Origin of the sequence: Streptomyces dioscori, from assembly GCF_003024195.1 — a bacterium.
GTDB lineage: Bacteria > Actinomycetota > Actinomycetes > Streptomycetales > Streptomycetaceae > Streptomyces > Streptomyces dioscori.
In genome coordinates this window covers 107225-131509 of record NZ_KZ679049.1, presented here as the reverse complement: position 1 = coordinate 131509, position 24285 = coordinate 107225, and the positions used below count along the sequence as shown (strand labels likewise).

Genomic DNA, 24285 nt, shown 5'->3' with positions numbered 1-24285 from the left:
GCGCCCTGAAGGGGCGCGGGGAACTGCGCGACCAGCCCCCACGGCCCCGCACCCGGCACACAACCCCCAGCCCCACCCCCTACTCCGCCCGGCCCCCTCAAACCAGCAAAATTCGAGCGAAGCTCATACGCTCAAACCATGCCAGAGGTGCACGAAACCCGCCGAGCCCGCCTAAGGGACCGCGTCAACGCAAGCGGCAGCGCCTCCGCGCTGGTCACCCGCCCGGCCAACGTCCGCTACCTCACCGGCGTGGCTCCACCCGGCGCGGCCCTCCTCCTGGGCAGGACCGAGGACCTGCTCGTACACGGCACCGCACCCGGCACGTCACCTGGCGCCGCCGCCGCGGACGGCCGCCCGGACGAGGCCCTGCGGATCCACACCCTGCCGAGCCCCGGCGGCGACCCCGCCGTGGCCGCCGCCGGCCTCGCCGCGGCCCAGGGCGCGGACTCCCTCGCCGTCGAGGAGCACCACCTCACCGTGGCCCGCCACCGGGCGATCGGTTCCGTGGCCCCCGCCCTGCGCCTCGCGGACGTCGGCGGAGCGGTCGAACAGCTGCGGGTGATCAAGGACGAGGAGGAGATCTCCTGTCTGCGCATCGGCGCGGAGATCGCCGACCAGGCGCTGGGCGAACTCCTGGAGTCGATCCTCGTCGGCCGCACCGAACGGCATCTCGCGCTGGAACTGGAACGCCGCCTCGTGGACCACGGCGCCGACGGACCGGCGTTCAGGACGTCGGTCGGCACGGGCCCGCACTCCGGGCGGCGCGGGCACCGGCCGACCGACCGCCGGGTCGAGGAGGGGGATTTCCTCTCCGTCTGTCTCGGGGCGACCTACCACGGATACCGCTGCGAGATCGGCCGCACCTTCGTCATCGGCACCTCTCCCGCGGACTGGCAGATCGAGCTGTACGACCTCGTCTTCGCATCCCAGAGGGCCGGCCGTGAGGCCCTGGTGCCCGGCGCCGCCTACCGTGACGTGGACCGCGCGGCCCGCCAGGTGCTGGACTCCGCCGGGCACACGGAGGGCCTTCCCGAGTCGACCGGACACGGTGTGGGGCTCGAAATCGACGAGGAGCCGCAGTTGGCCCCCGCGGCCATGGGTAAACTGGACGCTTGCGTGCCGGTCACCGTCGAACCGGGGGTCCACCTTCCGGGCCGGGGCGGTGTCAGGATCGATGACACGCTCGTCGTGCGCCCTGAGGCGGACGGCGGACCCGAGCTACTCACCATCACGACCAAGGAACTGCTCGCGCTCTAGTTTCGCAAGCCGCACAAGCCTCGACCGTATCGAGTGCTTCGACCGCTTCGAGCCGTGCGCGTGTTACCTGGGTCGTCCACGTCAGTCCAGGAGATTCCGCAACCGTGGCTTCCACGAACGACCTCAAGAACGGCCTGGTGCTCAAGCTCGACGGGGGCCAGCTCTGGTCCGTCGTCGAGTTCCAACACGTCAAGCCCGGCAAGGGCCCCGCATTCGTGCGCACCAAGCTGAAGAACGTGCTTTCCGGCAAGGTCGTCGACAAGACGTTCAACGCCGGCGTCAAGGTCGAGACGGCCACTGTCGACAAGCGCGACATGCAGTTCTCGTACATGGACGGCGAGTACTTCGTCTTCATGGACATGCAGACCTACGACCAGCTCATGGTCGACCGCAAGGCCGTCGGTGACGCCGCCAACTTCCTGATCGAGGGCTTTACCGCCACCGTGGCGCAGCACGAGGGCGAGGTGCTCTTCGTCGAGCTGCCGGCCGCCGTCGAGCTCGTCGTCCAGGAGACGGAGCCGGGCGTCCAGGGCGACCGTTCCACGGGTGGCACCAAGCCCGCCACCCTGGAGACCGGTCACCAGATCAACGTCCCGCTCTTCATCACCACCGGTGAGAAGATCAAGGTCGACACCCGCACGAGCGACTACCTCGGCCGGGTGAACAGCTAACCGTGGCTGCCCGCAATACGGCCCGCAAGCGCGCCTTCCAGATCCTCTTCGAGGGTGACCAGCGAGACGTCGACGTCCAGACGGTCCTCGCGGACTGGATCAGGCACTCCAGGACCGACACCCGGCAGCCGCCCGTGAGCGAGTTCACGATGGTGCTGGTCGAGGGCTACGCGGATCACGCGCGGCGCATCGACGAGCTGATCTCGCAGTACTCCGTGGACTGGACGATCGACAGGATGCCGGTCGTCGACCGCAACATCCTGCGGCTCGGTGCGTACGAACTGATCTGGGTGGACGAGACCCCGGACGCGGTCGTGCTCGACGAGGCGGTGCAGTTGGCCAAGGAGTTCTCCACGGACGACTCGCCCGCGTTCGTGAACGGGCTGCTCGGCCGGTTCAAGGAGCTCAAGTCCTCCTTGCGCCGGGACGACGCCTGAGCCTCGGCGCTCCACTTCGCACGGTTCGTTCTCGTGTGCGGGTCGCTGGGGGCTGAGCGCGCCGTTCCCCGCGCCCCTGAGGTACGCCGGAGGGCCCCCAGTGACGAACTGGGGGCCCTCCGGCGTACCCGCTGCCGCCTCGGGGCCGTACGGGGCGTGGAAACGCCCTCGGGGTGGCCGGAACCAGCTGGTTCCGGCCACCCCGAGGGCACGTTTCTTCTCAGTGCTGGTGCGGGTCAGCCCTCGTCGTGGGAGACCGCGCGGCGCGCGTCCGCGTCCAGGACGCCCCAGCTGATCAGCTGCTCGGTGAGGACCGAGGGCGACTGGTCGTAGATGACGGCCAGAGTGCGCAGGTCGTCCTGGCGGATCGACAGCACCTTGCCGTTGTAGTCGCCGCGCTGGGACTGGATCGTCGCCGCGTAGCGCTGCAGGGGGCCCGCCTTCTCGGCCGGGACGTGGGCCAGTCGCTCCAGGTCGAGGACCAGCTTCGGCGGCGGCTCGGCGGCCCCGCCCGGCGTGGTGCCCGGCAGCAGCTCCTGCACGGGAACGCCGTAGAAGTCCGCCAGCTCGGCAAGACGCTGCACGGTCACGGCGCGGTCGCCGCGCTCGTACGAACCGACCACGACCGCCTTCCAGCGGCCCTGGGACTTCTCCTCGACGCCGTGGAGGGAAAGGCCCTGCTGGGTACGGATGGCGCGGAGCTTGGCCCCGAGCTGTTTGGCGTATTCGCTGGACATATAGCTCCCCGGACACTGTGTCGACGTGCGGCTCGGCCGCGCGGCTGGTGACTCACTGTGAGGTTACGCAGCGTGACTCTGGCTCGTCAAGCCGAATGGTCCGGACCGGTCTCCCCGTGGCGGCGGAGCACGGCCGGGACGAGGGGGGTGATCAGGGGCATTGCCGGGCTGGTACCGTGGATGGCGCAATTCCGACGTCCTTTAATGATCCGTCCCGAGAGGCGGAGAAGGAGGTCCGTTTCCTATGGACACCGAACAGCAGAAGCAGCAGTACGCGACCGATGCGCGGCCCGTTCTTGAGGCGCCCGACATCGCGCGGGTCCTGACCCGCATCGCCCACGAGATCGTCGAGCGCGCCAAGGGCGCCGAGGACGTGGTGCTCCTGGGCATCCCCACCCGGGGCGTGCACCTGGCCCAGCGGCTCGCCGTCAAGCTCCAGGAGATCACCGACCGCCGGATCCCGGTCGGCTCCCTCGACATCACCATGTACCGCGACGACCTGCGCATGCACCCGCCGCGCGCGCTGGCCCGCACCGACATCCCCAGTGACGGCATCGACGGCAGACTGGTTGTCCTCGTCGACGACGTGCTCTTCTCCGGCCGCACCATCCGCGCCGCCCTCGACGCGCTGAACGACATCGGCCGCCCGCGTGCCGTGCAGCTCGCGGTCCTCGTCGACCGCGGCCACCGCGAACTCCCGATCCGCGCCGACTACGTCGGCAAGAACCTCCCCACGTCGTTGCGGGAGACGGTCAAGGTCCAGCTCGCCGAGGAGGACGGCCGGGACACCGTGCTGCTCGGTGTGAAGCAGACCTCCCAGGGCGGGCAGCCGTAGCCCTGCGGCGTACGGCCGTCGCCGTGCGCCGGGCCCGCGCGCGCCCCTGCCCGCCCCGGCCGTGCCCACCGGCACGTCCGGACGCCCGCTTCCCGACCTGAACCGCCTTGTGCCGCCTGCCTTGTGCCTTCTGCCTTACGGAGCCTGAAAGATGCAGCGTCATCTCATCTCGGCCGCCGACCTCACCCGCGACGACGCCGTCCTGATCCTCGACACCGCCGAGGAGATGGCCCGGGTCGCCGACCGGCCGATCAAGAAGCTGCCGACCCTGCGCGGCCGCACCGTCGTCAACCTGTTCTTCGAGGACTCCACCCGCACCCGGATCTCCTTCGAGGCCGCCGAGAAGCGGCTGTCCGCGGACGTCATCAACTTCACCGCCAAGGGCTCCAGCGTCTCCAAGGGCGAGTCCCTGAAGGACACCGCCCAGACCCTGGAGGCGATGGGCGTCGACGCCGTCGTCATCCGGCACGGCGCCTCCGGAGCCCCGTACCGCCTCGCGACCTCCGGCTGGATCGACGCCGCCGTCATCAACGCGGGCGACGGCACCCACCAGCACCCCACCCAGGCCCTGCTCGACGCCTTCACCATGCGGCGCCGGCTCGTCGGCCGCGACGAGGGCCTCGGCCAGGACCTCTCCGGCCGGCGCATCACGCTCGTCGGCGACATCCTGCACAGCCGGGTCGCCCGCTCGAACGTCGACCTGCTGCACACCCTCGGCGCCGAGGTCACCCTCGTCGCCCCGCCGACCCTGGTGCCGGTCGGCGTCGAGTCCTGGCCCTGCGAGGTCTCGTACGACCTCGACCGGACGCTGTCCAAGTCCGACGCCGTGATGCTGCTGCGCGTGCAGCGCGAGCGGATGAACGCGGCGTTCTTCCCGACCGAGCGCGAGTACTCACGGCGCTACGGCCTCGACGGCGACCGCATGGCGAAGATGCCCGAGCACGCCATCGTGATGCACCCCGGGCCGATGGTCCGCGGCATGGAGATCACCGCCGAGGTCGCCGACTCGGACCGCTGCACCGCCATCGAGCAGGTCGCCAACGGGGTCTCGATCCGGATGGCCGTCCTGTACCTGCTGCTCGGTGGCAACGAACCCGCCGCCACCCACACCCGTACCGAGGAGAAGTAAGTCACATGAGCAAGATTCTGATCCGTGGTGCGAAGGTGCTCGGCGGCGAGCCGCAGGACGTGCTGATCGACGGCGACACGATCGCGGAGGTCGGCAGCGGGCTGTCCGCCGAGGGCGCCGAGGTCGTCGAGGCCGACGGCAAGGTGCTCCTGCCGGGGCTCGTCGACCTGCACACCCATCTGCGCGAGCCCGGCCGCGAGGACTCCGAGACGGTCCTGACCGGTACGCGCGCCGCCGCGAGCGGCGGCTACACCGCCGTGTTCGCCATGGCCAACACCTTCCCCGTCGCCGACACCGCCGGAGTCGTCGAGCAGGTCTACCGGCTCGGCCGGGAACACGGCTACTGCGACGTCCAGCCCATCGGGGCCGTCACCGTCGGCCTGGAGGGCAAGAAGCTCGCCGAACTGGGCGCCATGCACGAGTCCGCCGCTGGCGTCACCGTCTTCTCGGACGACGGCAAGTGCGTCGACGACGCCGTGATCATGCGCAGGGCCCTGGAGTACGTGAAGGCCTTCGGCGGCGTCGTCGCCCAGCACGCCCAGGAGCCCCGCCTCACCGAGGGCGCCCAGATGAACGAGGGCGTCGTGTCCGCGGAACTGGGACTCGGCGGCTGGCCCGCGGTCGCCGAGGAGTCGATCATCGCCCGGGACGTGCTGCTCGCCGAGCACGTCGGCTCCCGCGTCCACATCTGCCACCTGTCGACCGCCGGGTCCGTCGAGATCGTCCGCTGGGCCAAGTCCCGCGGCATCGACGTGACCGCCGAGGTCACCCCGCACCACCTCCTCCTCACGGATGAGCTGGTGCGCTCCTACAACCCGGTCTACAAGGTCAACCCGCCGCTGCGCACCGAGCGCGACGTGCTGGCCCTGCGCGAGGCGCTCGCCGACGGCACGATCGACATCGTCGCCACCGACCACGCCCCGCACCCGCACGAGGACAAGGACTGCGAGTGGGCCGCCGCCGCCATGGGCATGGTGGGCCTCGAAACCGCGCTCTCGGTGGTCCAGCGGACGATGGTCGAGGCCGGGCTGCTCGACTGGGCCGGCGTCGCCGACCGCATGTCCCGCAAGCCCGCCGAGATCGGCCGGGCGCAGGGGCACGGCCGCCCCGTCTCGGCAGGTGAGCCCGCCAACCTCACGCTGGTGGACACCGCATACCGTGGTGAGGTGGACCCCGCGGGCTTCGCATCGCGCAGCCGCAACACTCCGTACGAGGGTCGTGAGCTGCCGGGCCGTGTCACGCACACGTGGCTGCGGGGCAGGGCCACGCTCGTCGACGGGAAGCTCGCGTGACATCACTCACCCCCTTTGCAGCGCAGATCGCCACGGAACTCACCACGGGCCGCGCCGTCGGCCTCGCGGCGGAGCAGAAGTCCGCCGAGGTGACCGACTGGGCCGCCCGTATCGGCTGGCTCGTCGGCCTGGTCCTGTTCATCGCGCTCGTCTACTGGCTGATGCGCGAGGGCTGGAAGTGGCGCGGCACCCTCCAGGGCGACCTGCCCGAGCTGCCCGTCGTGCCGAGTGAGCCCGGTGCGGCCAGACTGACCATGAGCGGCCGCTACCACGGCTCGACGACGGCCGGGCAGTGGCTCGACCGCATCGTGGCGCACGGCCTGGGCACCCGCAGCAGGGTCGAGCTGACCCTGACGGACGCGGGCCTGGACGTCGTACGCCCCGGAGCGGCCGACTTCTTCGTCCCCCGTGAGCGACTGCGCGAGGCCCGGCTCGACAAGGGCATCGCGGGCAAGGTCCTCTCCGAGGGCGGCCTGCTCGTCGTCACCTGGGAACACGGCGACAAGCTGATCGACTCAGGATTCCGCTCCGACCACGCGGCGGAGCACAACGAATGGGTCGACACCCTGAACCACATGACCGACCAGAGCAGCGACATCGACCAGAGCAGCGACACGGAAGGCGCACGATGACCACCTCCGACCAGGGAACCGCCTCGCAGCGGCAGAAGGCGGCTCCCGCCGTACTCGTTCTGGAGGACGGCCGGACCTTCCGCGGCCGTGCCTACGGGGCCGTGGGGGTGACCTTCGGCGAAGCGGTGTTCTCCACCGGCATGACCGGCTACCAGGAGACCCTCACCGACCCGTCGTACCACCGCCAGGTCGTCGTGATGACCTCCCCGCACATCGGCAACACCGGCATCAACGACGAGGACATGGAGTCCAGGAAGATCTGGGTCTCCGGCTACGTCGTACGCGACCCCGCGCGCGTGCCCTCCAACTGGCGCTCCCGGCGCTCGCTGGACGAGGAGCTCGCCGCGCAGGGCGTCGTGGGCATCAGCGGCATCGACACCCGCGCGCTCACCCGCCATCTGCGCGAGCGCGGCGCCATGCGCGTCGGCATCTTCTCCGGCAGCGCGCTGCCCGACGAGGGCGCCATGCTCACCGAGGTGCGCCAGGCCCCCGAGATGAAGGGCGCCAGCCTCTACGAAGAGGTCGCCACCAAGGAGGCGTACGTCGTCCCCGCCGTCGGTGAGAAGAAGTTCACCGTCGCCGCGATCGACCTCGGCATCAAGGGCATGACCCCGCACCGCATGGCCGAGCGCGGCATCGAGGTGCACGTGCTGCCCGCCACCGCGACCGTCGAGGAGATCTACGCGATCGCCCCCGACGGCGTGTTCTTCTCGAACGGCCCCGGCGACCCCGAGCAGGCCGAACACCCCGTCGCCCTCATGCGCGCCGTGCTGGAGCGGAAGACGCCCCTGTTCGGCATCTGCTTCGGCAACCAGATCCTCGGCCGCGCCCTCGGCTTCGGCACCTACAAGCTGAAGTACGGCCACCGGGGCATCAACCAGCCCGTGCAGGACCGGACGACCGGCAAGGTCGAGGTCACCGCGCACAACCACGGCTTCGCCGTCGACGCGCCGCTCGACCAGGTCTCCGAGACCCCCTACGGGCGGGCCGAGGTCAGCCACGTCTGCCTGAACGACCAGGTCGTCGAGGGGCTCCAGCTGCTCGACCAGCCCGCGTTCAGCGTCCAGTACCACCCCGAGGCGGCCGCGGGCCCGCACGACGCCGCCTACCTGTTCGACCGCTTCACGTCTTTGATGAACACCGCTTCGACGAACACAGTCCAGATGGAGGGCCAGCGTGCCTAAGCGCTCCGATATCCAGTCCGTCCTGGTCATCGGCTCCGGCCCGATCGTCATCGGCCAGGCCGCCGAGTTCGACTACTCCGGCACCCAGGCCTGCCGCGTCCTCAAGGCCGAGGGCCTGCGGGTGATCCTGGTCAATTCCAACCCCGCGACGATCATGACCGACCCGGAGATCGCCGACGCCACGTACGTCGAGCCGATCACCCCGGAGTTCGTCGAGAAGATCATCGCCAAGGAGCGCCCCGACACGCTCCTGCCGACGCTGGGTGGCCAGACGGCCCTCAACACCGCGATCTCCATGCACGAGCAGGGTGTGCTGGAGAAGTACGGCGTCGAACTGATCGGCGCCAACGTCGAGGCCATCAACAAGGGCGAGGACCGCGAACTCTTCAAGGGCGTCGTCGAGGCCGTCCGCGAGAAGATCGGCCACGGCGAGTCCGCCCGCTCGGTCATCTGCCACACCATGGACGACGTCCTGGGCGGTGTCGACACGCTCGGCGGCTACCCCGTCGTCGTGCGCCCCTCCTTCACCATGGGCGGCGCCGGATCCGGCTTCGCCCACGACGAGGAGGAGCTGCGCCGCATCGCAGGGCAGGGCCTCACGCTCTCCCCGACCACCGAGGTGCTCCTGGAGGAGTCCATCCTCGGCTGGAAGGAGTACGAGCTGGAGCTGATGCGCGACAAGCACGACAACGTCGTGGTCGTCTGCTCCATCGAGAACTTCGACCCGATGGGCGTCCACACCGGCGACTCCATCACCGTCGCGCCCTCGATGACACTCACCGACCGCGAGTACCAGCGGCTGCGCGACATCGGCATCGCGATCATCCGCGAGGTCGGCGTCGACACCGGCGGCTGCAACATCCAGTTCGCGGTCAACCCCGACGACGGCCGCATCATCGTCATCGAGATGAACCCCCGCGTCTCGCGCTCCTCGGCCCTCGCGTCGAAGGCCACCGGTTTCCCGATCGCCAAGATCGCCGCCAAGCTCGCCGTCGGCTACACGCTCGACGAGATCCCGAACGACATCACGGAGAAGACCCCGGCGTCCTTCGAGCCGACCCTCGACTACGTGGTCGTCAAGGCACCCCGGTTCGCCTTCGAGAAGTTCCCCTCCGCAGACTCCACGCTGACCACGACCATGAAGTCGGTCGGCGAGGCCATGGCGATCGGCCGCAACTTCACCGAGGCCCTGCAGAAGGCGCTGCGCTCACTGGAGAAGAAGGGCAGCCAGTTCACGTTCGTCGGCGAGCCCGGCGACAAGGCCCTTCTTCTGGAAGAGGCGATCAGGCCGACCGACGGCCGCATCAACTCCGTCATGCAGGCCATCCGCGCGGGCGCCACGCCCGAGGAGGTCTTCGACGCGACCCGGATCGACCCCTGGTTCGTGGACCAGCTGTTCCTGATCAAGGAGCTCGCGGACGAACTGGCCGCCGCCGACAAGCTGGAGCCCGCGCTCCTCGCCGAGGCCAAGCGGCACGGCTTCTCCGACGTCCAGATCGGCGAGATCCGGGGCCTGCGCGAGGACGTCGTCCGCGAGGTGCGCCACGCGCTGGGCGTACGGCCGGTCTACAAGACGGTCGACACCTGCGCCGCCGAGTTCGCCGCGAAGACGCCGTACTTCTACTCCTCGTACGACGAGGAGACCGAGGTCGCCCCGCGCGAGAAGCCCGCGGTGATCATCCTCGGCTCCGGTCCGAACCGCATCGGCCAGGGCATCGAGTTCGACTACTCCTGCGTCCACGCCTCCTTCGCGCTGAGCGACGCGGGCTACGAGACCGTGATGGTCAACTGCAACCCGGAGACCGTCTCCACGGACTACGACACCTCCGACCGGCTGTACTTCGAGCCGCTCACCCTGGAGGACGTACTGGAGATCGTCCACGCGGAGACGCTGGCCGGACCGGTCGCGGGCGTGATCGTCCAGCTCGGCGGCCAGACCCCGCTCGGCCTGTCGCAGGCGCTCAAGGACAACGGCGTCCCGGTCGTCGGCACCCCGCCCGAGGCCATCCACGCCGCCGAGGACCGCGGCGCCTTCGGCCGGGTGCTCGCCGAGGCCGGACTGCCCGCGCCGAAGCACGGCACCGCCACCACCTTCGCCGGCGCCAAGGCCATCGCGGACGAGATCGGCTACCCCGTCCTCGTCCGGCCGTCGTACGTCCTCGGCGGACGCGGCATGGAGATCGTGTACGACGAGGCGCGGCTCGCCTCGTACATCGAGGAGTCCACCGAGATCAGCCCCTCCCGGCCGGTCCTGGTCGACCGCTTCCTGGACGACGCGATCGAGATCGACGTGGACGCCCTGTACGACGGCCACGAGCTGTACCTCGGCGGCGTCATGGAGCACATCGAGGAGGCCGGCATCCACTCCGGCGACTCGGCGTGCGCCCTGCCCCCGATCACCCTCGGCGGCTTCGACATCAAGCGGCTGCGCGCCTCGACCGAGGCCATCGCCAAGGGCGTCGGCGTCCGCGGACTGATCAACATCCAGTTCGCGCTGGCCGGGGACATCCTCTACGTCCTCGAAGCCAACCCGCGTGCCTCGCGCACGGTCCCCTTCACCTCGAAGGCGACCGCGGTGCCGCTCGCCAAGGCCGCCGCCCGGATCTCGCTGGGCGCGACCGTCGCCGAGCTGCGCGCCGAGGGGCTGCTGCCGGCCGTCGGCGACGGCGGTGAGCTGCCGCTGGACGCGCCGATCTCCGTCAAGGAGGCCGTCATGCCGTGGTCGCGCTTCCGCGACATCCACGGCCGCGGTGTCGACACCATCCTCGGCCCGGAGATGCGCTCCACCGGCGAGGTCATGGGCATCGACTCGATGTTCGGCACGGCGTACGCGAAGTCCCAGGCGGGCGCGTACGGGCCGCTGCCGACGAAGGGGCGCGCCTTCATCTCCGTCGCCAACCGCGACAAGCGCTCGATGATCTTCCCGGCCCGTGAACTCGTCGCCCACGGCTTCGAGCTGTTCGCCACGTCCGGCACGGCCGAGGTGCTCAGGCGCAACGGCATCAACGCCACGGTCGTGCGCAAGCAGTCCGAGGGCGAGGGCCCGAACGGCGAGAAGACGATCGTCCAGCTCATCCACGAGGGCGGCGTCGACCTCATCGTGAACACGCCGTACGGCACCAGTGGCCGTCTCGACGGCTACGACATCCGTACGGCCGCCGTGGCCCGTTCCGTGCCCTGCCTGACGACCGTCCAGGCGCTCGCCGCGGCCGTCCAGGGCATCGACGCGCTCACCCGTGGAGACGTGGGCGTGCGGTCCCTGCAGGAACACGCGGAGCACCTGACCGCTGCCCGCGACTGAGCGTCGTGCTTGCCGCGGGTGTCTGGTCCGCGGGTCCGTCGTGGCTGGTCGCGCAGTTCCCCGCGCCCCTTCGGGGGCTCTGGCCCACCTTGAGGGGGACACCTAGGAAGGTGTCCCCCTCATTCATGAGGTTCTTGATGAGGAAACCGACCATGTACAAGCTCTTTTTCCGGCTCGCGTTCCGGCGTATGGATCCCGAGCAGGCCCATCACCTCGCCTTCCGGTGGATCCGGCTGGCCGTCCGGATCCCCGTCCTGCGGACCTTCGTCGCCGCCGTGCTCGCGCCCCGCTACGAGGAGCTGCGGACCGAGGCGTTCGGGCTGCGGATGCACGGCCCGTTCGGGCTCGCGGCGGGCTTCGACAAGAACGCCGTCGCGATCGACGGCCTGTCGATGCTCGGCTTCGACCACGTCGAGATCGGCACGGTCACGGGGGAGGCGCAGACCGGCAACCCCAGGAAGCGGCTGTTCCGCCTCGTGCCGGACCGCGCGCTGATCAACCGCATGGGCTTCAACAACGAGGGCTCCGAGGCCGTGGCGGAGCGCCTGAGGGCCCGTACGCCCGTCTTCAGGACCGTCGTGGGCGTCAACATCGGCAAGACCAAGGTCGTCCCCGAGGAGGAGGCCGCCGCCGACTACGTGAAGTCCGCCGAGCGGCTGGCCCCGTACGCCGACTACCTCGTGGTCAACGTCAGCTCCCCGAACACGCCCGGACTGCGCAACCTCCAGGCCACCGAGTCGCTGCGGCCCCTGCTCACCGCCGTGCGCGAGGCCGCGGACCGCACCGTCACCACGCGCCGGGTGCCGCTGCTCGTGAAGATCGCGCCGGACCTGGCGGACGAGGACGTGGACGCCGTCGCCGACCTCGCTGTCGAGCTGGGCCTGGACGGGATCATCGCCACGAACACCACCATCGCGCGCGAGGAGCTGGGGCTGCGCTCCGACGCCTCCCTCGTCACGGAGACCGGCGGGCTGTCCGGCGCACCGCTCAAGACGCGCTCCCTGGAGGTGCTGCGGCGCCTCTACGCGCGCGTGGGGGACCGGATCACCCTCGTGGGCGTCGGCGGCGTGGAGAACGCCGAGGACGCCTGGCAGCGCATCCTGGCCGGCGCCACGCTGGTCCAGGGCTACAGCGCCTTCATCTACGAAGGCCCCTTCTGGGGACGCGGCATCCACAAGGGCCTCGCCGCACGCCTGCGTACGAGCCCGTACGCCACCCTCGCCGACGCGGTCGGCGCCGACGTCAGGAAAACGAGGAGCACGGTATGAGCCTGCTGAACGGTGAGGGCCCCGAGCCCTTCGGCGCCCGGCTGCGCCGCGCCATGGACGAGCGGGGTCCCCTGTGCGTCGGGATCGACCCGCACGCCTCCCTGCTCGCAGACTGGGGCCTGAACGACGACATCGGTGGCCTGGAGCGCTTCAGCCGAACCGTCGTCGAGGCGCTGGCCGACCGGGTCGCCGTCCTGAAGCCGCAGAGCGCGTTCTTCGAGCGCTTCGGGTCGCGCGGTGTCGCCGTCCTGGAGAAGTCGGTCGAGGAGGCGCGCGCGGCCGGGGCGCTGGTCGTCATGGACGCCAAGCGCGGTGACATCGGCTCGACCATGGCGGCGTATGCCGCCGCCTTCCTTGAGAAGGGCTCACCGCTGTTCTCCGACGCGCTGACGGTCTCGCCGTACCTCGGCTACGGATCGCTGAAGCCGGCGGTCGAACTCGCCCGGGAGAGCGGCTCGGGGCTGTTCGTGCTCGCCCTGACCTCCAACCCGGAGGGCGCCGAGGTACAGCACGCGGTACGCCCCGAGGACACCGCCCTGCGGAACGTGGGCGCGACCATGCTGGCGCACCTCGCCGAGGAGAACGCCGACCAGACCCCGATGGGCTCCTTCGGGGCGGTCGTCGGCGCCACGCTCGGCGATCTCTCCTCGTACGACCTCGCCATCAACGGCCCGCTCCTCGCTCCCGGCATCGGCGCCCAGGGCGCGACCCCGGCCGACCTTCCCCGGGTCTTCGGAGCGGCGGTGCGCCAGGTGGTGCCGAACGTCAGCCGGGGTGTTCTGCGTCACGGACCCGACCTCGGCGCGCTACGCGCGTCGTCGGACCTCTTCGCGGAGGAGATCAGGGCGGCGGTGGAGGCGGCCTGAGGACTTCGGCGCGCGTCTTCCGGACGTCCCGCGTCTGAATACATGCTCAAATCCGGGGAGTTTTGTCGTAAATGTCGGACTCGACAGAGGCTGACCAGGACTTTTCCTCTGTTCTCGCTGACTCCGGCGGACTTGCCCGCTAGTCTCCGACCAGAGTCAACGGGCAGAAGTGTTGTCCGTTGCTCGCCAGGTGTGGGGCGACCAGCTTCCTCACCGGTCCGTATCCGACAGTTCGACATCCGAGGTGACGTAGGCGTGGCTCTTCCGCCCCTTACCCCTGAACAGCGCGCAGCCGCGCTCGAAAAGGCCGCCGCGGCTCGCCGGGAGCGGGCCGAGGTCAAGAATCGACTCAAGCACTCCGGCGCCTCGCTCCACGAGGTCATCAAGCAGGGTCAGGAGAACGACGTCATCGGAAAGATGAAGGTCTCCGCTCTCCTGGAGTCCCTGCCGGGCGTGGGCAAGGTCCGCGCCAAGCAGATCATGGAACGGCTCGGGATCTCCGAGAGCCGCCGTGTGCGAGGTCTTGGCTCCAATCAGATCGCCTCCTTGGAGCGCGAGTTCGGCGGCGGTGCGGCCTGACGTTCTCAGGCACCCCTGAGAACCTGGATAATCACCGCATGGCTGCAACACCCCGGGGGACGACCCCCGTATCCCCGGACGTAGGTCCGCGGCTGACCGTGCTCTCCGGCCCCTCAGGGGTCGGCAAGAGCACGGTCGTCGCTCATATGCGCAAAGAACATCCCGAGGTCTGGCTCTCGGTGTCGGCGACGACCCGCAGGCCGCGCCCCGGCGAGAAGCACGGTGTCCACTACTTCTTCGTCAGCGACGAGGAGATGGACAAGCTGATCGCCAACGGCGAGCTTCTCGAATGGGCGGAGTTCGCGGGCAACCGCTACGGGACACCGCGCGACGCCGTGCTCGCACGCCTGGAGTCGGGCGAGTCGGTCCTCCTGGAGATCGATCTCCAGGGTGCCCGGCAGGTCCGCGAGTCCATGTCCGACGCCCAGCTGGTGTTCCTGGCCCCTCCATCCTGGGAGGAGCTGGTGCGCCGGCTCACCGGGCGGGGCACCGAGCCGCCCGAGGTGATCGAGCGCCGGCTGGGCGCCGCCAAGATCGAGCTGGCGGCCGAGCCGGAGTTCGACACCACCCTGGTCAACACCTCCGTCGAGGACGTGGCGCGCGAGCTGCTAGCCTTGATGGAAGTTGTTTGATCTTTCAGGATCACCTTTAAGGTCGATTTCCACCTTTCGGAAGGCAGAGCGTGTCCTCTTCCATCACCGCGCCCGAGGGCATCATCAACCCTCCGATCGACGAGCTTCTTGAGGCAACCGACTCGAAGTACAGCCTGGTGATCTACGCGGCCAAGCGTGCCCGCCAGATCAACGCGTACTACTCGCAGCTCGGCGAGGGCCTCCTTGAGTACGTCGGTCCCCTTGTGGACACCCACGTCCACGAGAAGCCGCTGTCGATCGCCCTCCGGGAGATCAACGCGGGTCTGCTGACGTCGGAAGCCATCGAGGGCCCGGCTCAGTAGTATTTTCTGCTTGCAGTTCGTTTATCCACAGGCCCGGCAGCGCCCCTGCCGGGCCTGTGGTGTGTGATGGGGGCGTACGTACGTTTTCCGAGGTCCGGGGAGAGACGTGGACAAGCCGAAGGTCGTGCTGGGGGTCAGTGGTGGCATCGCCGCCTACAAGGCGTGCGAGCTGCTGCGCCGACTGACCGAGTCGGGACACGACGTGCGGGTCGTACCCACGGAGTCCGCGCTGCACTTCGTCGGCGCCGCGACCTGGTCCGCCCTGTCCGGACACCCCGTCTCGACCGAGGTCTGGTCGGACGTGCACGAGGTCCCGCACGTACGGATCGGCCAGGGGGCCGACCTGGTCGTCGTCGCCCCCGCCACCGCGGACCTGCTGGCGAAGGCCGCCCACGGCCTGGCCGACGACCTCCTCACGAACACCCTGCTCACCGCCCGCTGTCCGGTCGTCTTCGCGCCCGCCATGCACACCGAGATGTGGGAACACCCGGCCACCCAGGAGAACGTGGCGACCCTGCGCCGCCGCGGCGCCGTCGTCATCGAACCCGCCGTGGGCCGGCTGACCGGCGTCGACACCGGCAAGGGGCGGCTGCCCGACCCCACCGAGATCTTCGAGACCTGCCGCCGGGTGCTCGCCCGGGGAGCGGCCGAACCGGACCTCGCCGGCCGGCACGTCCTGGTCAGCGCGGGCGGCACGCGTGAGCCGCTCGACCCGGTCCGCTTCCTCGGCAACCGCTCCTCCGGGAAGCAGGGGTACGCCCTCGCGCGCACCGCCGCCGCCCGGGGCGCCCGGGTCACCCTGATCGCCGCGAACACCGGGATGCCGGACCCGGCGGGCGTCGACGTCATCCAGGTCGGGACGGCCGTGCAGCTCCGCGAGGCCGTGCTCAAGGCCGCCCCGGACGCCGACGCCGTGGTCATGGCGGCGGCAGTGGCGGACTTCCGGCCCGCTGCATACGCGTCGGGAAAAATCAAGAAGAAGGACGGCCAGGAACCGGAGCCGATCGTTCTCGTTCGAAATCCGGACATCCTCGCGGAGATCTCCACGGACCGCGCCCGCCCCGGTCAGGTCGTCGTCGGTTTCGCCGCCGAGACGGACGACGTGCTGGCCAACGGCCGGGCGAAGCTCCTGCGCAAGGGCTGCGACCTCCTCGTCGTCAACGAGGTCGGCGAGCGCAAGACCTTCGGCTCCGAGGAGAACGAGGCGGTCGTACTGGGCGCCGACGGAAGTGAGACCCCTGTGCCGTACGGGCCCAAGGAAGCACTGGCCGAGACTGTGTGGGACCTCGTGGCGCGCCGACTCGTGTGAACGCCCCAACAACTTCAGGACACCCCACCCGTCGCACGCGGACACCACTTTTCACCGGCGCACAAGGGTGCGGGAACCTGGCGGAGAGGGTAATTCGTGTCGCAGAATGCCCGTGCCGCAGGTCACAGCGCTTCCGAGAGGCGAGACAGTAGCCCCGCGACGGAGCGCGACCGATAAACTGTTCTCGGACGACGCCGGGCGCAGCTCCCGGCCGTCCGCCAATGATCAGCCAGCAGCCGCTGCAACCACAGGGAGCGTTGTGTCCCGTCGCCTGTTCACCTCGGAGTCCGTGACCGAGGGTCACCCCGACAAGATCGCTGACCAGATCAGCGACACCATCCTCGATGCGCTTCTGCGTGAGGACCCGTCTTCCCGGGTCGCCGTCGAGACGCTGATCACGACCGGCCTCGTCCACGTGGCCGGCGAGGTCACGACCAAGGCCTACGCGCCGATCGCGCAGCTCGTGCGCGACAAGATCCTCGAAATCGGCTACGACTCCTCGAAGAAGGGCTTCGACGGCGCGTCCTGTGGCGTGTCCGTGTCGATCGGCTCTCAGTCCCCGGACATCGCGCAGGGCGTCGACACCGCGTACGAGAAGCGGGTCGAGGGCGATGAGGACGAGCTGGACAAGCAGGGCGCCGGCGACCAGGGCCTGATGTTCGGCTACGCGACGGACGAGACCCCGGAGCTGATGCCGCTCCCGATCCACCTCGCGCACCGCCTCGCGCGACGCCTCTCCGAGGTCCGCAAGAACGGCACGATCCCGTACCTGCGCCCCGACGGCAAGACCCAGGTCACCATCGAGTACGACGGCGACAAGGCGGTCCGACTGGACACCGTCGTCGTCTCCTCGCAGCACGCCTCGGACATCGACCTGGACTCGCTGCTCGCGCCCGACATCCGCGAGTTCGTGGTGGAGCCCGAGCTGAAGGCGCTCCTGGACGACGGCATCAAGCTGGAGACCGAGGGCTACCGCCTGCTGGTCAACCCGACCGGCCGCTTCGAGATCGGCGGCCCGATGGGTGACGCCGGACTGACCGGCCGCAAGATCATCATCGACACGTACGGGGGCATGGCCCGCCACGGTGGCGGCGCGTTCTCCGGCAAGGACCCGTCCAAGGTCGACCGCTCCGCCGCGTACGCCATGCGGTGGGTCGCCAAGAACGTCGTCGCGGCGGGCCTCGCCTCCCGCTGCGAGGTCCAGGTCGCCTACGCGATCGGCAAGGCCGAGCCCGTCGGCCTCTTCGTCGAGACCTTCGGCACCGCCAAGGTCGACGCGGAGAAGATCGAGACGGCCATCTCCGAGGTCTTCGACCTGCGCCCGGCCGCGATCATCCGCGACCTCGACCTGCTGCGGCCGATCTACTCCAAGACCGCCGCGTACGGCCACTTCGGCCGCGCGCTGCCGGAGTTCACGTGGGAGAAGACGGACCGCGTGGACGCCCTGCGCAAGGCGGCGGGGCTCTAACCTCCCGCTTCCGCGCTCACGCGCTGCGGGCGGAGGCACGGGTCCTCCGCCGCACTGCTTCCACCGAGGCCCGGCCCCCTGTCCGAGGGGTGCCGGGCCTCGGCGTTTCAGGGCTGGGGTGCTGCCGGTGGGCCTGCTCGGGCGAGGTGGTCCGGGCGGGCGGTGGTGTCAGTGGGGTCTGGTAGGAATGTTGCTGTGAGCAGCGACGACGGGCAGACGGGTGGCGGGGGCGACGGGGCGCCGCCCGAGCAGCTTGCGTTGATCCGGGACGCCGTGCGCAAGGCGCCGCGGGCCAAGCCGCGGACCTGGCGCGGGGCCGCGGTCGCCCAGCATCTGCCCGTCGCGCGGGTCCTCGTCGACAAGGGCGTGCTGCATCTCGACCGGTATTTCGACTACGCGGTGCCCGAGGAACTGGACGCCGAAGCCCAGCCCGGGGTGCGGGTGCGCGTACGGTTCGGGGCCGGGCGGCACCGGGTGCGGGAGGGGCGGCGCGAGGGCGGCGGGCTGATCGACGGGTTCCTCGTCGAGCGGCTGGCCGAGTCCGACTACTCGGGGCCCCTCGCGGCCCTCGCCCACGTCGTCTCGCCCGAGATCGTGCTGAGCGAGGAGTTGCTCGGCCTCGCGCGCGCCGTCGCCGACCGGTATGCGGGAAGCCTGGCCGATGTGCTGCAACTGGCGGTCCCGCCGCGCAACGCCCGCGCCGAGGGGAAGCCGTCACCCGAGCCGCTGCCCGTGCCAGGGCCACCGGCGGTGGGGTCCTGGGCCAGGTATCCGCGCGGGCCCGCCTTCATCGAGTCGCTCGCGGGCGGCGGGGCGCCCCGGGCCGTGTGGAACGCGCTGCCGGGTCCCGGCTGGGCCGAGGAACTGGCGCGGGCCGTCGCGGCGACGCTCGCCTCGGGGCGCGGCGCCCTCGTCGTCGTGCCCGACGGGCGGGCCGTCAGCCGGGTGGACGCGGCGCTCACCTCGGTGCTGGGGGAGGGGCGGCACGCCGTGCTGACCGCCGAGGCCGGGCCCGAGAAGCGCTACCGGCAGTGGCTGGCCGTGCGGCGCGGATCCGTACGGGCCGTGGTGGGGACCAGGGCCGCCATGTTCGCGCCCGTCCGCGATCTGGGGCTCGTGGTCATCTGGGACGACGGGGACGGCAGCCACAGCGAACCGCATGCCCCGCAGCCGCACGCCCGCGAGGTGCTGCTGCTGCGGGCCGCCCATGACAAGTGCGCATTTCTGCTGGGGAGTTGGAGCTGCACCGTCGAGGCCGCGCAGCTCGTCGAGAGCGGCTGGGCGGCTCCGATCGTCGCCGAGCGGGAACAGGTGCGCGCGGCGGCTCCGCTCGTACGGACCGTCGGCGACCAGGACCTCGCGCGCGACGAGGCGGCACGGGCCGCGCGGCTGCCCACCCTCGCCTGGCAGGCCGTGCGGGAAGGACTGAAGACGGGGCCCGTACTGGTACAGGTTCCGCGGCGGGGTTACGTACCCCGCATGGCCTGTGCGCAGTGCCGGGCGCCCGCGCGGTGCCGGCACTGCGCCGGACCCTTGGAGGGGCAGGACGCCGGAGGGCTGCAGTGCGGGTGGTGCGGCCGGGAGGAGAGCAGTTGGCACTGTCCCGAGTGCGGCGGGTTCCGGCTGCGGGCGCAGGTCGTGGGGGCGCGGCGGACCGCCGAGGAACTGGGGCGCGCGTTCCCCGCCGTCCCCGTGCGGACCTCGGGCCGCGAACAGGTGCTGGACACGGTGCCGGGGTCGCCCGCGCTCGTCGTCAGTACGCCGGGCGCGGAGCCCGTGGCCGAGGGCGGCTACGCGGCGGCGCTGCTGCTCGACGGCTGGGCGATGCTCGGACGGCCGGACCTGCGGGCCGGCGAGGAGGCGTTGCGGCGGTGGATCGACGCGGCGGCGCTGGTACGGGGGCAGCCGGACGGCGGGACCGTGGTGGTGGTGGCCGAGCCGACGCTGCGGCCCGTGCAGGCGCTGGTGCGCTGGGATCCGGTCGGGCACGCGGTGCGTGAGCTGGCCGAGCGGGCCGAGCTGGGGTTCCCGCCGGTGTCGCGGATGGCGTCCGTGTCCGGGACCGCGGAGGCGCTCGCCGGGTTCCTCGCCACGGTCGAACTGCCCGGTGAGGCCGAGCTGCTGGGACCTGTGCCGGTGGCTCCGGCGGACCCGGGGCGGCCGCGGCGGGCGGGGGCGCCGCCCGCGGGCGAGCAGTGGGAGCGGGCGCTGATCCGGGTGCCGCCGGGGAAGGGGGCGGCGCTGGCCTCCGCGCTGAAGCATGCGCAGGCTGCGCGGATGGCTCGTGGGGGGAGTGCTCGGGGAGGGGGCGGGGGAGGGCGAGGAGGCGGGGGTGACGCCGGTCGGCCCGGTGGGGCCGGTGGACCCGGTGGGGGCAACCAGGGTGGCCTGGGTGGTGGCGGGAGCGGTGTGGTGCGGATCCGGATTGATCCGCCTGATATCGGGTGACTCGGTGACCGCCTGATCCGTCGGCCCGTCGGCCCGCCTGATCCGTCGGCCCGTCGGCCCGTCGGCCCGTCGGCTGGCCGACCTGTGGGAGGCGGGGAGATACGCGTCTGCCCCCGAGGGTGTCGGGGGCAGACAAGGGACCGCTCAGGGATCGGCCGGTGAGGGCGTCAGCCGTTGCGCGGGCCGGGGAACGCGTTCGGCCTGACCTCCTCGCGGAGGGTGGGGCTGCCTGCCGTCGGCTGGGTCGGCATCGGCATGGGCATCGGCATCGGCATGGAGCGGGCCGCCGGGACCGTGGGCATACCCGTGTTGACGCCGACCGCGCGTGCTCCCGACGGCTCGGTCGCGCGCTCGGCCTCCGCGGCGGCCTGGGCGGTCGCCCGGCGGGCGCCGTAACGGCGGTGCACCGCCTGCTTGGTGACGCCGAGAGCCGAGCCCACCGCGTCCCACGAGAAACCCAGCGAGCGGTCGAAGTCCACGGCGGCCGTGACCAGGGTCTCGACGCTGTCCCGCAGCTCCTGGGCGAGGCGGACGGTCGGAGCGGGAGCGCGTCCGTAGACGACGAAGCCCGTGGAGGGGCCGGAGCGGCGCGGGCGGTAGACGTTGCCCAACTGGGCTGTCAGCGTGCGCAGTGCGTCCACCTGCCGGCGGACCCGCTCGATGTCCCGCACCAGCAAGTGCAGGCTGGCCCGAGCCTGGGCGTCGTGGGTTGCGTGGTCGGCCATGAACAAGCCTCTCGAACCGGCGTTGAAAAGGACCGGGCCGCGATTGCGGCCCGTTTTGGTCAACTCTTTCTTGACCAACGCGTTTCGGGGTGAGTGGTCACGCAGCAGGGGCGTGGAGGCATATGCGTACGCCCCCGGCGGTCGGTTCGGCGCTCGGTTCGGCGGTGGTTCGGGGGTGCTTCGAGGGCGTTCCGGATGAATGCTTCGGCGGCGGGTCCGGTGGGGGCGTGTCGCGCAGTTCCCCGCGCCCCCCCCGGAAGCGGGGCCGCGCCCCGTGGAGCCGCGCCCCATAGACTGGTGCGCTGCCCGTTGTGAAACCGCCCGAGAGGCCGACTGCCACCCATGAAGCTCGTCTTCGCCGGTACCCCCGAGGTCGCCGTTCCCGCTCTGGACGCCCTGATCGCCTCCGGGCGGCACGAGGTGGCCGCCGTCGTCACGCGGCCCGACGCGCCGGCCGGACGGGGACGCAGGCTCGTCGCGAGTCCCGTCGCCCAGCGTGCCGAGGAGGCCGGGATCGAGGTGCTCAAGCCCGGTCGGCCGCGGGACGAGGACTTCCTCGCGCGGCTGCGGGAGATCGCCCCGGACTGCTGCCCCGTCGTGGCGTACGGCGCGCTGCTGCCCCGGGTCGCCCTCGACATCCCCGTCCACGGCTGGGTCAACCTGCACTTCTCGCTGCTGCCCGCCTGGCGCGGGGCGGCGCCCGTGCAGCACGCCGTCATGGCCGGGGACGAGATCACCGGGGCGTCCACGTTCCTCATCGAGGAGGGGCTCGACTCCGGGCCGGTGTACGGGACCGTCACCGAGGAGGTGCGGCCCACCGACACCAGCGGGGATCTGCTGACGCGGCTCGCCTTCGCAGGGTCCGGGCTGCTCGCGGCGACCATGGACGGGGTCGAGGACGGCACGCTGAAGGCCGTGCCGCAGCCTGCCGACGGGGTGACGCTGGCTCCGAAGATCAGCGTCGAGGACGCGCATGTGGACTGGGCCGCGCCGGCGCTTCGGGTCGACCGGGTCGTACGGGGGTGCACGCCCTCGCCCGGGTCGTGGACCGTGTTCCGCGGGGAGCGGTTGAAGTTGATCCAGGTCGTGCCGGTTCCTGAGCGGACGGATCTTGCGCCGGGGGCGTTGGCGGTCGGGAAGAACAATGTGTACGTCGGTACCGGGTCGTATGCCGTTGAGTTGTTGTGGGTGCAGGCGCAGGGGAAGAAGCCGATGCGGGCGGCTGACTGGGCCCGGGGGGTTCGGATCGCCTCCGGCGAGGTGGTGGGGGGCTGACTGCTGTCCTGCGGACGGCTTGGCCGATCTCTGAGCGGGCGATGTCGGGTGCGGGTCGGTGGCGGCTGGTCGCGCAGTTCCCCGCGCCCCTGGAGGCGGTGGCGGAGCCGTTGCCTGGAGGTGCGGGGTTCCGCCGCGGTGGGCGTGCGCAGTTCCCCGCGCCCCTGAAGGGGTGGCCGGTCGGCTCCGGTGCCTGGAGGCGTGGGGCTCCGTCGTAGTGGGCCTGCGCGGTTCCTCGCGCCCCTGGAGGCGGTGGTGGAGCCGTTGCCTGGAGGTGTGGGGCTTCGCCGTAGTGGGTGTGCGCCGTTCCCCGCGCCCCTGGGGGTGTTGGCCGGGGAGCCGTGCCTGGAGGTGTGGGGCCCGGTCGGTGTGGACGTGCGCGGTTCCTCGTGCCCCTTTTGGGGCGCGTAACCTGGGGATGTATCTCTTCCCTTGAGCCGGAGCACCTTTTTCGTGAGTGAGCAGACTCGTCGGCCCCGTCAGCAGGGCAAGCCCTACCGTCGTCCCAAGAAGGACCCGGTGCGGATGCTTGCCTTCGATGCTTTGCGGGCGGTGGACGAGAGGGACGCGTATGCGAATCTCGTGCTGCCGCCCCTGCTGCGGAAGGCGCGGGAAGAGGGCGACTTCGACGGGCGCGACGCGGCACTGGCGACGGAGCTGGTGTACGGGACGCTGCGCAGGCAGGGGACGTACGACGCCGTCATCGCCGCGTGCGTCGACCGGCCGCTGCGCGAGGTCGACCCGCCGGTCCTGGACGTGCTGAGCCTCGGCGCGCATCAATTGCTCGGGACGCGGATCCCGACGCACGCCGCCGTGTCCGCGACCGTCGACCTCGCGCGGATCGTGCTCGGCGACGGACGGGCCAAGTTCGTCAACGCGGTGCTCCGCAAGATCTCCCGGCAGGAACTGGACGCCTGGATCGAGCAGGTCGCACCGCCCTACGACGAGGACGCCGAGGACCATCTCGCCGTCGTGCACTCGCACCCCCGGTGGATCGTCTCGGCGCTGTGGGACTCGCTGGGCGGCGGACGCGCCGGCATCGAGGACCTGCTGGAGGCCGACAACGAACGGCCCGAGGTGACCCTCGTGGCCAGGCCGGGCCGTGCCACCGCCGCCGGGATCCTCGGCGAGGTCGGTGAGGAGACCGCGCTGCCGGGCCGCTGGTCGCCGTACGCGGTGCGGCTGTCCGAGGGCGGGGAGCCGGGCGCCATCGACGCCGTACGCGAAGGACGGGCCGGCGTCCAGGACGAGGGCAGCCAGCTCGTGGCGATCGCTCTCGCGAACGCGCCCCTCGACGGACCCGACAAGGCATGGCTCGACGGCTGCGCGGGACCGGGCGGCAAGGCGGCCATGCTCGCCGGGCTCGCCGCCGAACGCGGGGCCGTGCTGCTCGCCTCCGAGAAGCAGCCGCACCGGGCCAAACTGGTCGCGAAGGCACTCGCCGGGAACCCCGGGCCGTACCAGGTCATCGCCGCCGACGGGACCCGGCCGCCGTGGCGCCCGGGGACCTTCGACCGCGTACTGATGGACGTGCCCTGCACCGGGCTCGGTGCCCTGCGGCGGCGGCCCGAGGCACGCTGGCGGCGCAGGCCCACGGACCTGGACGGGTTCGCTCCGTTGCAGCGCGGACTGCTCCGCACCGCGCTCGACTCGGTACGGATCGGCGGAGTCGTCGGGTACGCCACCTGCTCGCCGCACCTCGCCGAGACCCGGGCCGTGGTCAACGACGTACTCAAGGAGAAGGACGCCGAGCTGATCGACGCCCGCCCGCTCTTCGTGGACGTACCGGCCCTGGGGGAGGGCCCGGACGTCCAGCTCTGGCCGCATGTGCACGGGACGGACGCCATGTATCTGGCGTTGATCCGACGGACCGGCTGACCGGCGCGTATCCCTTTCGCACCCGCTGTGGGCGGCCGG

The 24285-nt window shown here is 71.1% G+C and carries 21 protein-coding genes; 19 read left to right on the top strand and 2 right to left on the bottom strand.

Going from position 1 to position 24285, the window contains the following annotated elements:
- Positions 1 to 138: 138 nt before the first annotated feature.
- From C6Y14_RS28255 to nusB, 3 genes are all read left to right on the top strand, one after another.
- Complete coding sequence (locus tag C6Y14_RS28255; protein ID WP_107019672.1) at positions 139 to 1257, top strand: aminopeptidase P family protein; 1119 nt, start codon at positions 139 to 141, stop codon at positions 1255 to 1257.
- A 104-nt stretch (positions 1258 to 1361) separates the two neighbouring features.
- Positions 1362 to 1928, top strand: a complete 567-nt coding sequence (gene efp, locus C6Y14_RS28250; RefSeq protein ID WP_055513022.1) for an elongation factor P — start codon at positions 1362 to 1364, stop codon at positions 1926 to 1928.
- Positions 1929 to 1930: 2 nt separating this feature from the next.
- The gene (gene nusB, locus C6Y14_RS28245; RefSeq protein ID WP_107019671.1) at positions 1931 to 2365 is read left to right on the top strand and encodes a transcription antitermination factor NusB; all 435 of its coding nucleotides are present in this window, start codon (positions 1931 to 1933) and stop codon (positions 2363 to 2365) included.
- A gap of 236 nt (positions 2366 to 2601) precedes the next feature.
- Here nusB and bldD read toward each other — a convergent pair whose 3' ends face one another.
- Positions 2602 to 3102, bottom strand: coding sequence for a transcriptional regulator BldD (gene bldD, locus C6Y14_RS28240; RefSeq protein ID WP_067366005.1), 501 nt, complete (start codon positions 3100 to 3102; stop codon positions 2602 to 2604).
- Positions 3103 to 3346: 244 nt separating this feature from the next.
- Between bldD and pyrR the strand changes: the two genes are divergently transcribed.
- From pyrR to C6Y14_RS28170, 14 genes are all read left to right on the top strand, one after another.
- Positions 3347 to 3937, top strand: coding sequence for a bifunctional pyr operon transcriptional regulator/uracil phosphoribosyltransferase PyrR (pyrR, locus tag C6Y14_RS28235; protein ID WP_107019670.1), 591 nt, complete (start codon positions 3347 to 3349; stop codon positions 3935 to 3937).
- 151 nt (positions 3938 to 4088) lie between these two features.
- On the top strand, positions 4089 to 5066 hold the full coding sequence (locus tag C6Y14_RS28230) for an aspartate carbamoyltransferase catalytic subunit (protein ID WP_107019669.1): 978 nt from the start codon (positions 4089 to 4091) through the stop codon (positions 5064 to 5066).
- A 5-nt stretch (positions 5067 to 5071) separates the two neighbouring features.
- Positions 5072 to 6358 carry a dihydroorotase gene (locus tag C6Y14_RS28225; protein ID WP_107019668.1) on the top strand — a complete coding sequence of 429 codons (1287 nt, stop codon included), beginning with the start codon at positions 5072 to 5074 and terminating at the stop codon, positions 6356 to 6358.
- Positions 6359 to 6384: 26 nt separating this feature from the next.
- A complete protein-coding gene (locus C6Y14_RS28220; protein ID WP_107019869.1) occupies positions 6385 to 6990 on the top strand; it encodes a PH-like domain-containing protein in 606 nt (201 codons plus the stop codon).
- Positions 6987 to 8174: a glutamine-hydrolyzing carbamoyl-phosphate synthase small subunit gene (carA, locus tag C6Y14_RS28215; RefSeq protein ID WP_107019667.1), complete on the top strand. Its 1188-nt coding sequence runs from the start codon at positions 6987 to 6989 to the stop codon at positions 8172 to 8174. The genes C6Y14_RS28220 and carA overlap by 4 nt, the downstream gene beginning before the upstream one ends.
- Positions 8167 to 11475, top strand: coding sequence for a carbamoyl-phosphate synthase large subunit (gene carB, locus C6Y14_RS28210; RefSeq protein WP_107019666.1), 3309 nt, complete (start codon positions 8167 to 8169; stop codon positions 11473 to 11475). Before carA ends, carB begins: the two co-directional genes overlap by 8 nt.
- Positions 11476 to 11627: 152 nt before the next feature.
- Complete coding sequence (locus C6Y14_RS28205; protein ID WP_107019665.1) at positions 11628 to 12743, top strand: quinone-dependent dihydroorotate dehydrogenase; 1116 nt, start codon at positions 11628 to 11630, stop codon at positions 12741 to 12743.
- Positions 12740 to 13609 (top strand): orotidine-5'-phosphate decarboxylase, encoded by an 870-nt coding sequence (gene pyrF, locus C6Y14_RS28200; RefSeq protein ID WP_107019664.1) that lies wholly within the window; start codon positions 12740 to 12742, stop codon positions 13607 to 13609. Before C6Y14_RS28205 ends, pyrF begins: the two co-directional genes overlap by 4 nt.
- Before the next feature lie 255 nt (positions 13610 to 13864).
- Complete coding sequence (locus C6Y14_RS28195; protein WP_005319887.1) at positions 13865 to 14188, top strand: integration host factor; 324 nt, start codon at positions 13865 to 13867, stop codon at positions 14186 to 14188.
- 38 nt (positions 14189 to 14226) lie between these two features.
- Positions 14227 to 14820: a guanylate kinase gene (gene gmk / locus C6Y14_RS28190; RefSeq protein ID WP_107019663.1), complete on the top strand. Its 594-nt coding sequence runs from the start codon at positions 14227 to 14229 to the stop codon at positions 14818 to 14820.
- A 50-nt stretch (positions 14821 to 14870) separates the two neighbouring features.
- Positions 14871 to 15143, top strand: a complete 273-nt coding sequence (rpoZ, locus tag C6Y14_RS28185) for a DNA-directed RNA polymerase subunit omega (RefSeq protein ID WP_005319902.1) — start codon at positions 14871 to 14873, stop codon at positions 15141 to 15143.
- 106 nt (positions 15144 to 15249) lie between these two features.
- Positions 15250 to 16452, top strand: coding sequence for a bifunctional phosphopantothenoylcysteine decarboxylase/phosphopantothenate--cysteine ligase CoaBC (gene coaBC / locus C6Y14_RS28180; RefSeq protein ID WP_107019662.1), 1203 nt, complete (start codon positions 15250 to 15252; stop codon positions 16450 to 16452).
- A gap of 259 nt (positions 16453 to 16711) precedes the next feature.
- Positions 16712 to 17920 (top strand): methionine adenosyltransferase, encoded by a 1209-nt coding sequence (metK, locus tag C6Y14_RS28175; protein WP_107019661.1) that lies wholly within the window; start codon positions 16712 to 16714, stop codon positions 17918 to 17920.
- Positions 17921 to 18115: 195 nt separating this feature from the next.
- The gene (locus C6Y14_RS28170; RefSeq protein ID WP_107019660.1) at positions 18116 to 20368 is read left to right on the top strand and encodes a primosomal protein N'; all 2253 of its coding nucleotides are present in this window, start codon (positions 18116 to 18118) and stop codon (positions 20366 to 20368) included.
- A 167-nt stretch (positions 20369 to 20535) separates the two neighbouring features.
- Here C6Y14_RS28170 and C6Y14_RS28165 read toward each other — a convergent pair whose 3' ends face one another.
- Positions 20536 to 21093, bottom strand: coding sequence for a hypothetical protein (locus C6Y14_RS28165; protein WP_107019659.1), 558 nt, complete (start codon positions 21091 to 21093; stop codon positions 20536 to 20538).
- 342 nt (positions 21094 to 21435) lie between these two features.
- Here C6Y14_RS28165 and fmt point away from each other — a divergent pair, with 342 nt between their 5' ends.
- On the top strand, positions 21436 to 22368 hold the full coding sequence (gene fmt, locus C6Y14_RS28160) for a methionyl-tRNA formyltransferase (RefSeq protein ID WP_107019658.1): 933 nt from the start codon (positions 21436 to 21438) through the stop codon (positions 22366 to 22368).
- Positions 22369 to 22821: 453 nt separating this feature from the next.
- Entirely contained in the window at positions 22822 to 24246 is a 1425-nt protein-coding gene (locus C6Y14_RS28155; RefSeq protein ID WP_107019657.1) for an RsmB/NOP family class I SAM-dependent RNA methyltransferase, read from the top strand.
- The last annotated feature ends 39 nt before the right edge of the window (positions 24247 to 24285 follow it).

Coding starts and splice junctions, on each gene's coding strand:
- C6Y14_RS28255 (WP_107019672.1), top strand. CDS start 139: ATGCCAGAGGTGCACGAAACCCGCCGAGCCCGCCTAAGGGACCGCGTC.
- bldD (WP_067366005.1), bottom strand. CDS start 3,102: ATGTCCAGCGAATACGCCAAACAGCTCGGGGCCAAGCTCCGCGCCATC.
- pyrR (WP_107019670.1), top strand. CDS start 3,347: ATGGACACCGAACAGCAGAAGCAGCAGTACGCGACCGATGCGCGGCCC.
- C6Y14_RS28230 (WP_107019669.1), top strand. CDS start 4,089: ATGCAGCGTCATCTCATCTCGGCCGCCGACCTCACCCGCGACGACGCC.
- C6Y14_RS28225 (WP_107019668.1), top strand. CDS start 5,072: ATGAGCAAGATTCTGATCCGTGGTGCGAAGGTGCTCGGCGGCGAGCCG.
- carA (WP_107019667.1), top strand. CDS start 6,987: ATGACCACCTCCGACCAGGGAACCGCCTCGCAGCGGCAGAAGGCGGCT.
- C6Y14_RS28205 (WP_107019665.1), top strand. CDS start 11,628: ATGTACAAGCTCTTTTTCCGGCTCGCGTTCCGGCGTATGGATCCCGAG.
- pyrF (WP_107019664.1), top strand. CDS start 12,740: ATGAGCCTGCTGAACGGTGAGGGCCCCGAGCCCTTCGGCGCCCGGCTG.
- gmk (WP_107019663.1), top strand. CDS start 14,227: ATGGCTGCAACACCCCGGGGGACGACCCCCGTATCCCCGGACGTAGGT.
- C6Y14_RS28165 (WP_107019659.1), bottom strand. CDS start 21,093: ATGGCCGACCACGCAACCCACGACGCCCAGGCTCGGGCCAGCCTGCAC.
- fmt (WP_107019658.1), top strand. CDS start 21,436: ATGAAGCTCGTCTTCGCCGGTACCCCCGAGGTCGCCGTTCCCGCTCTG.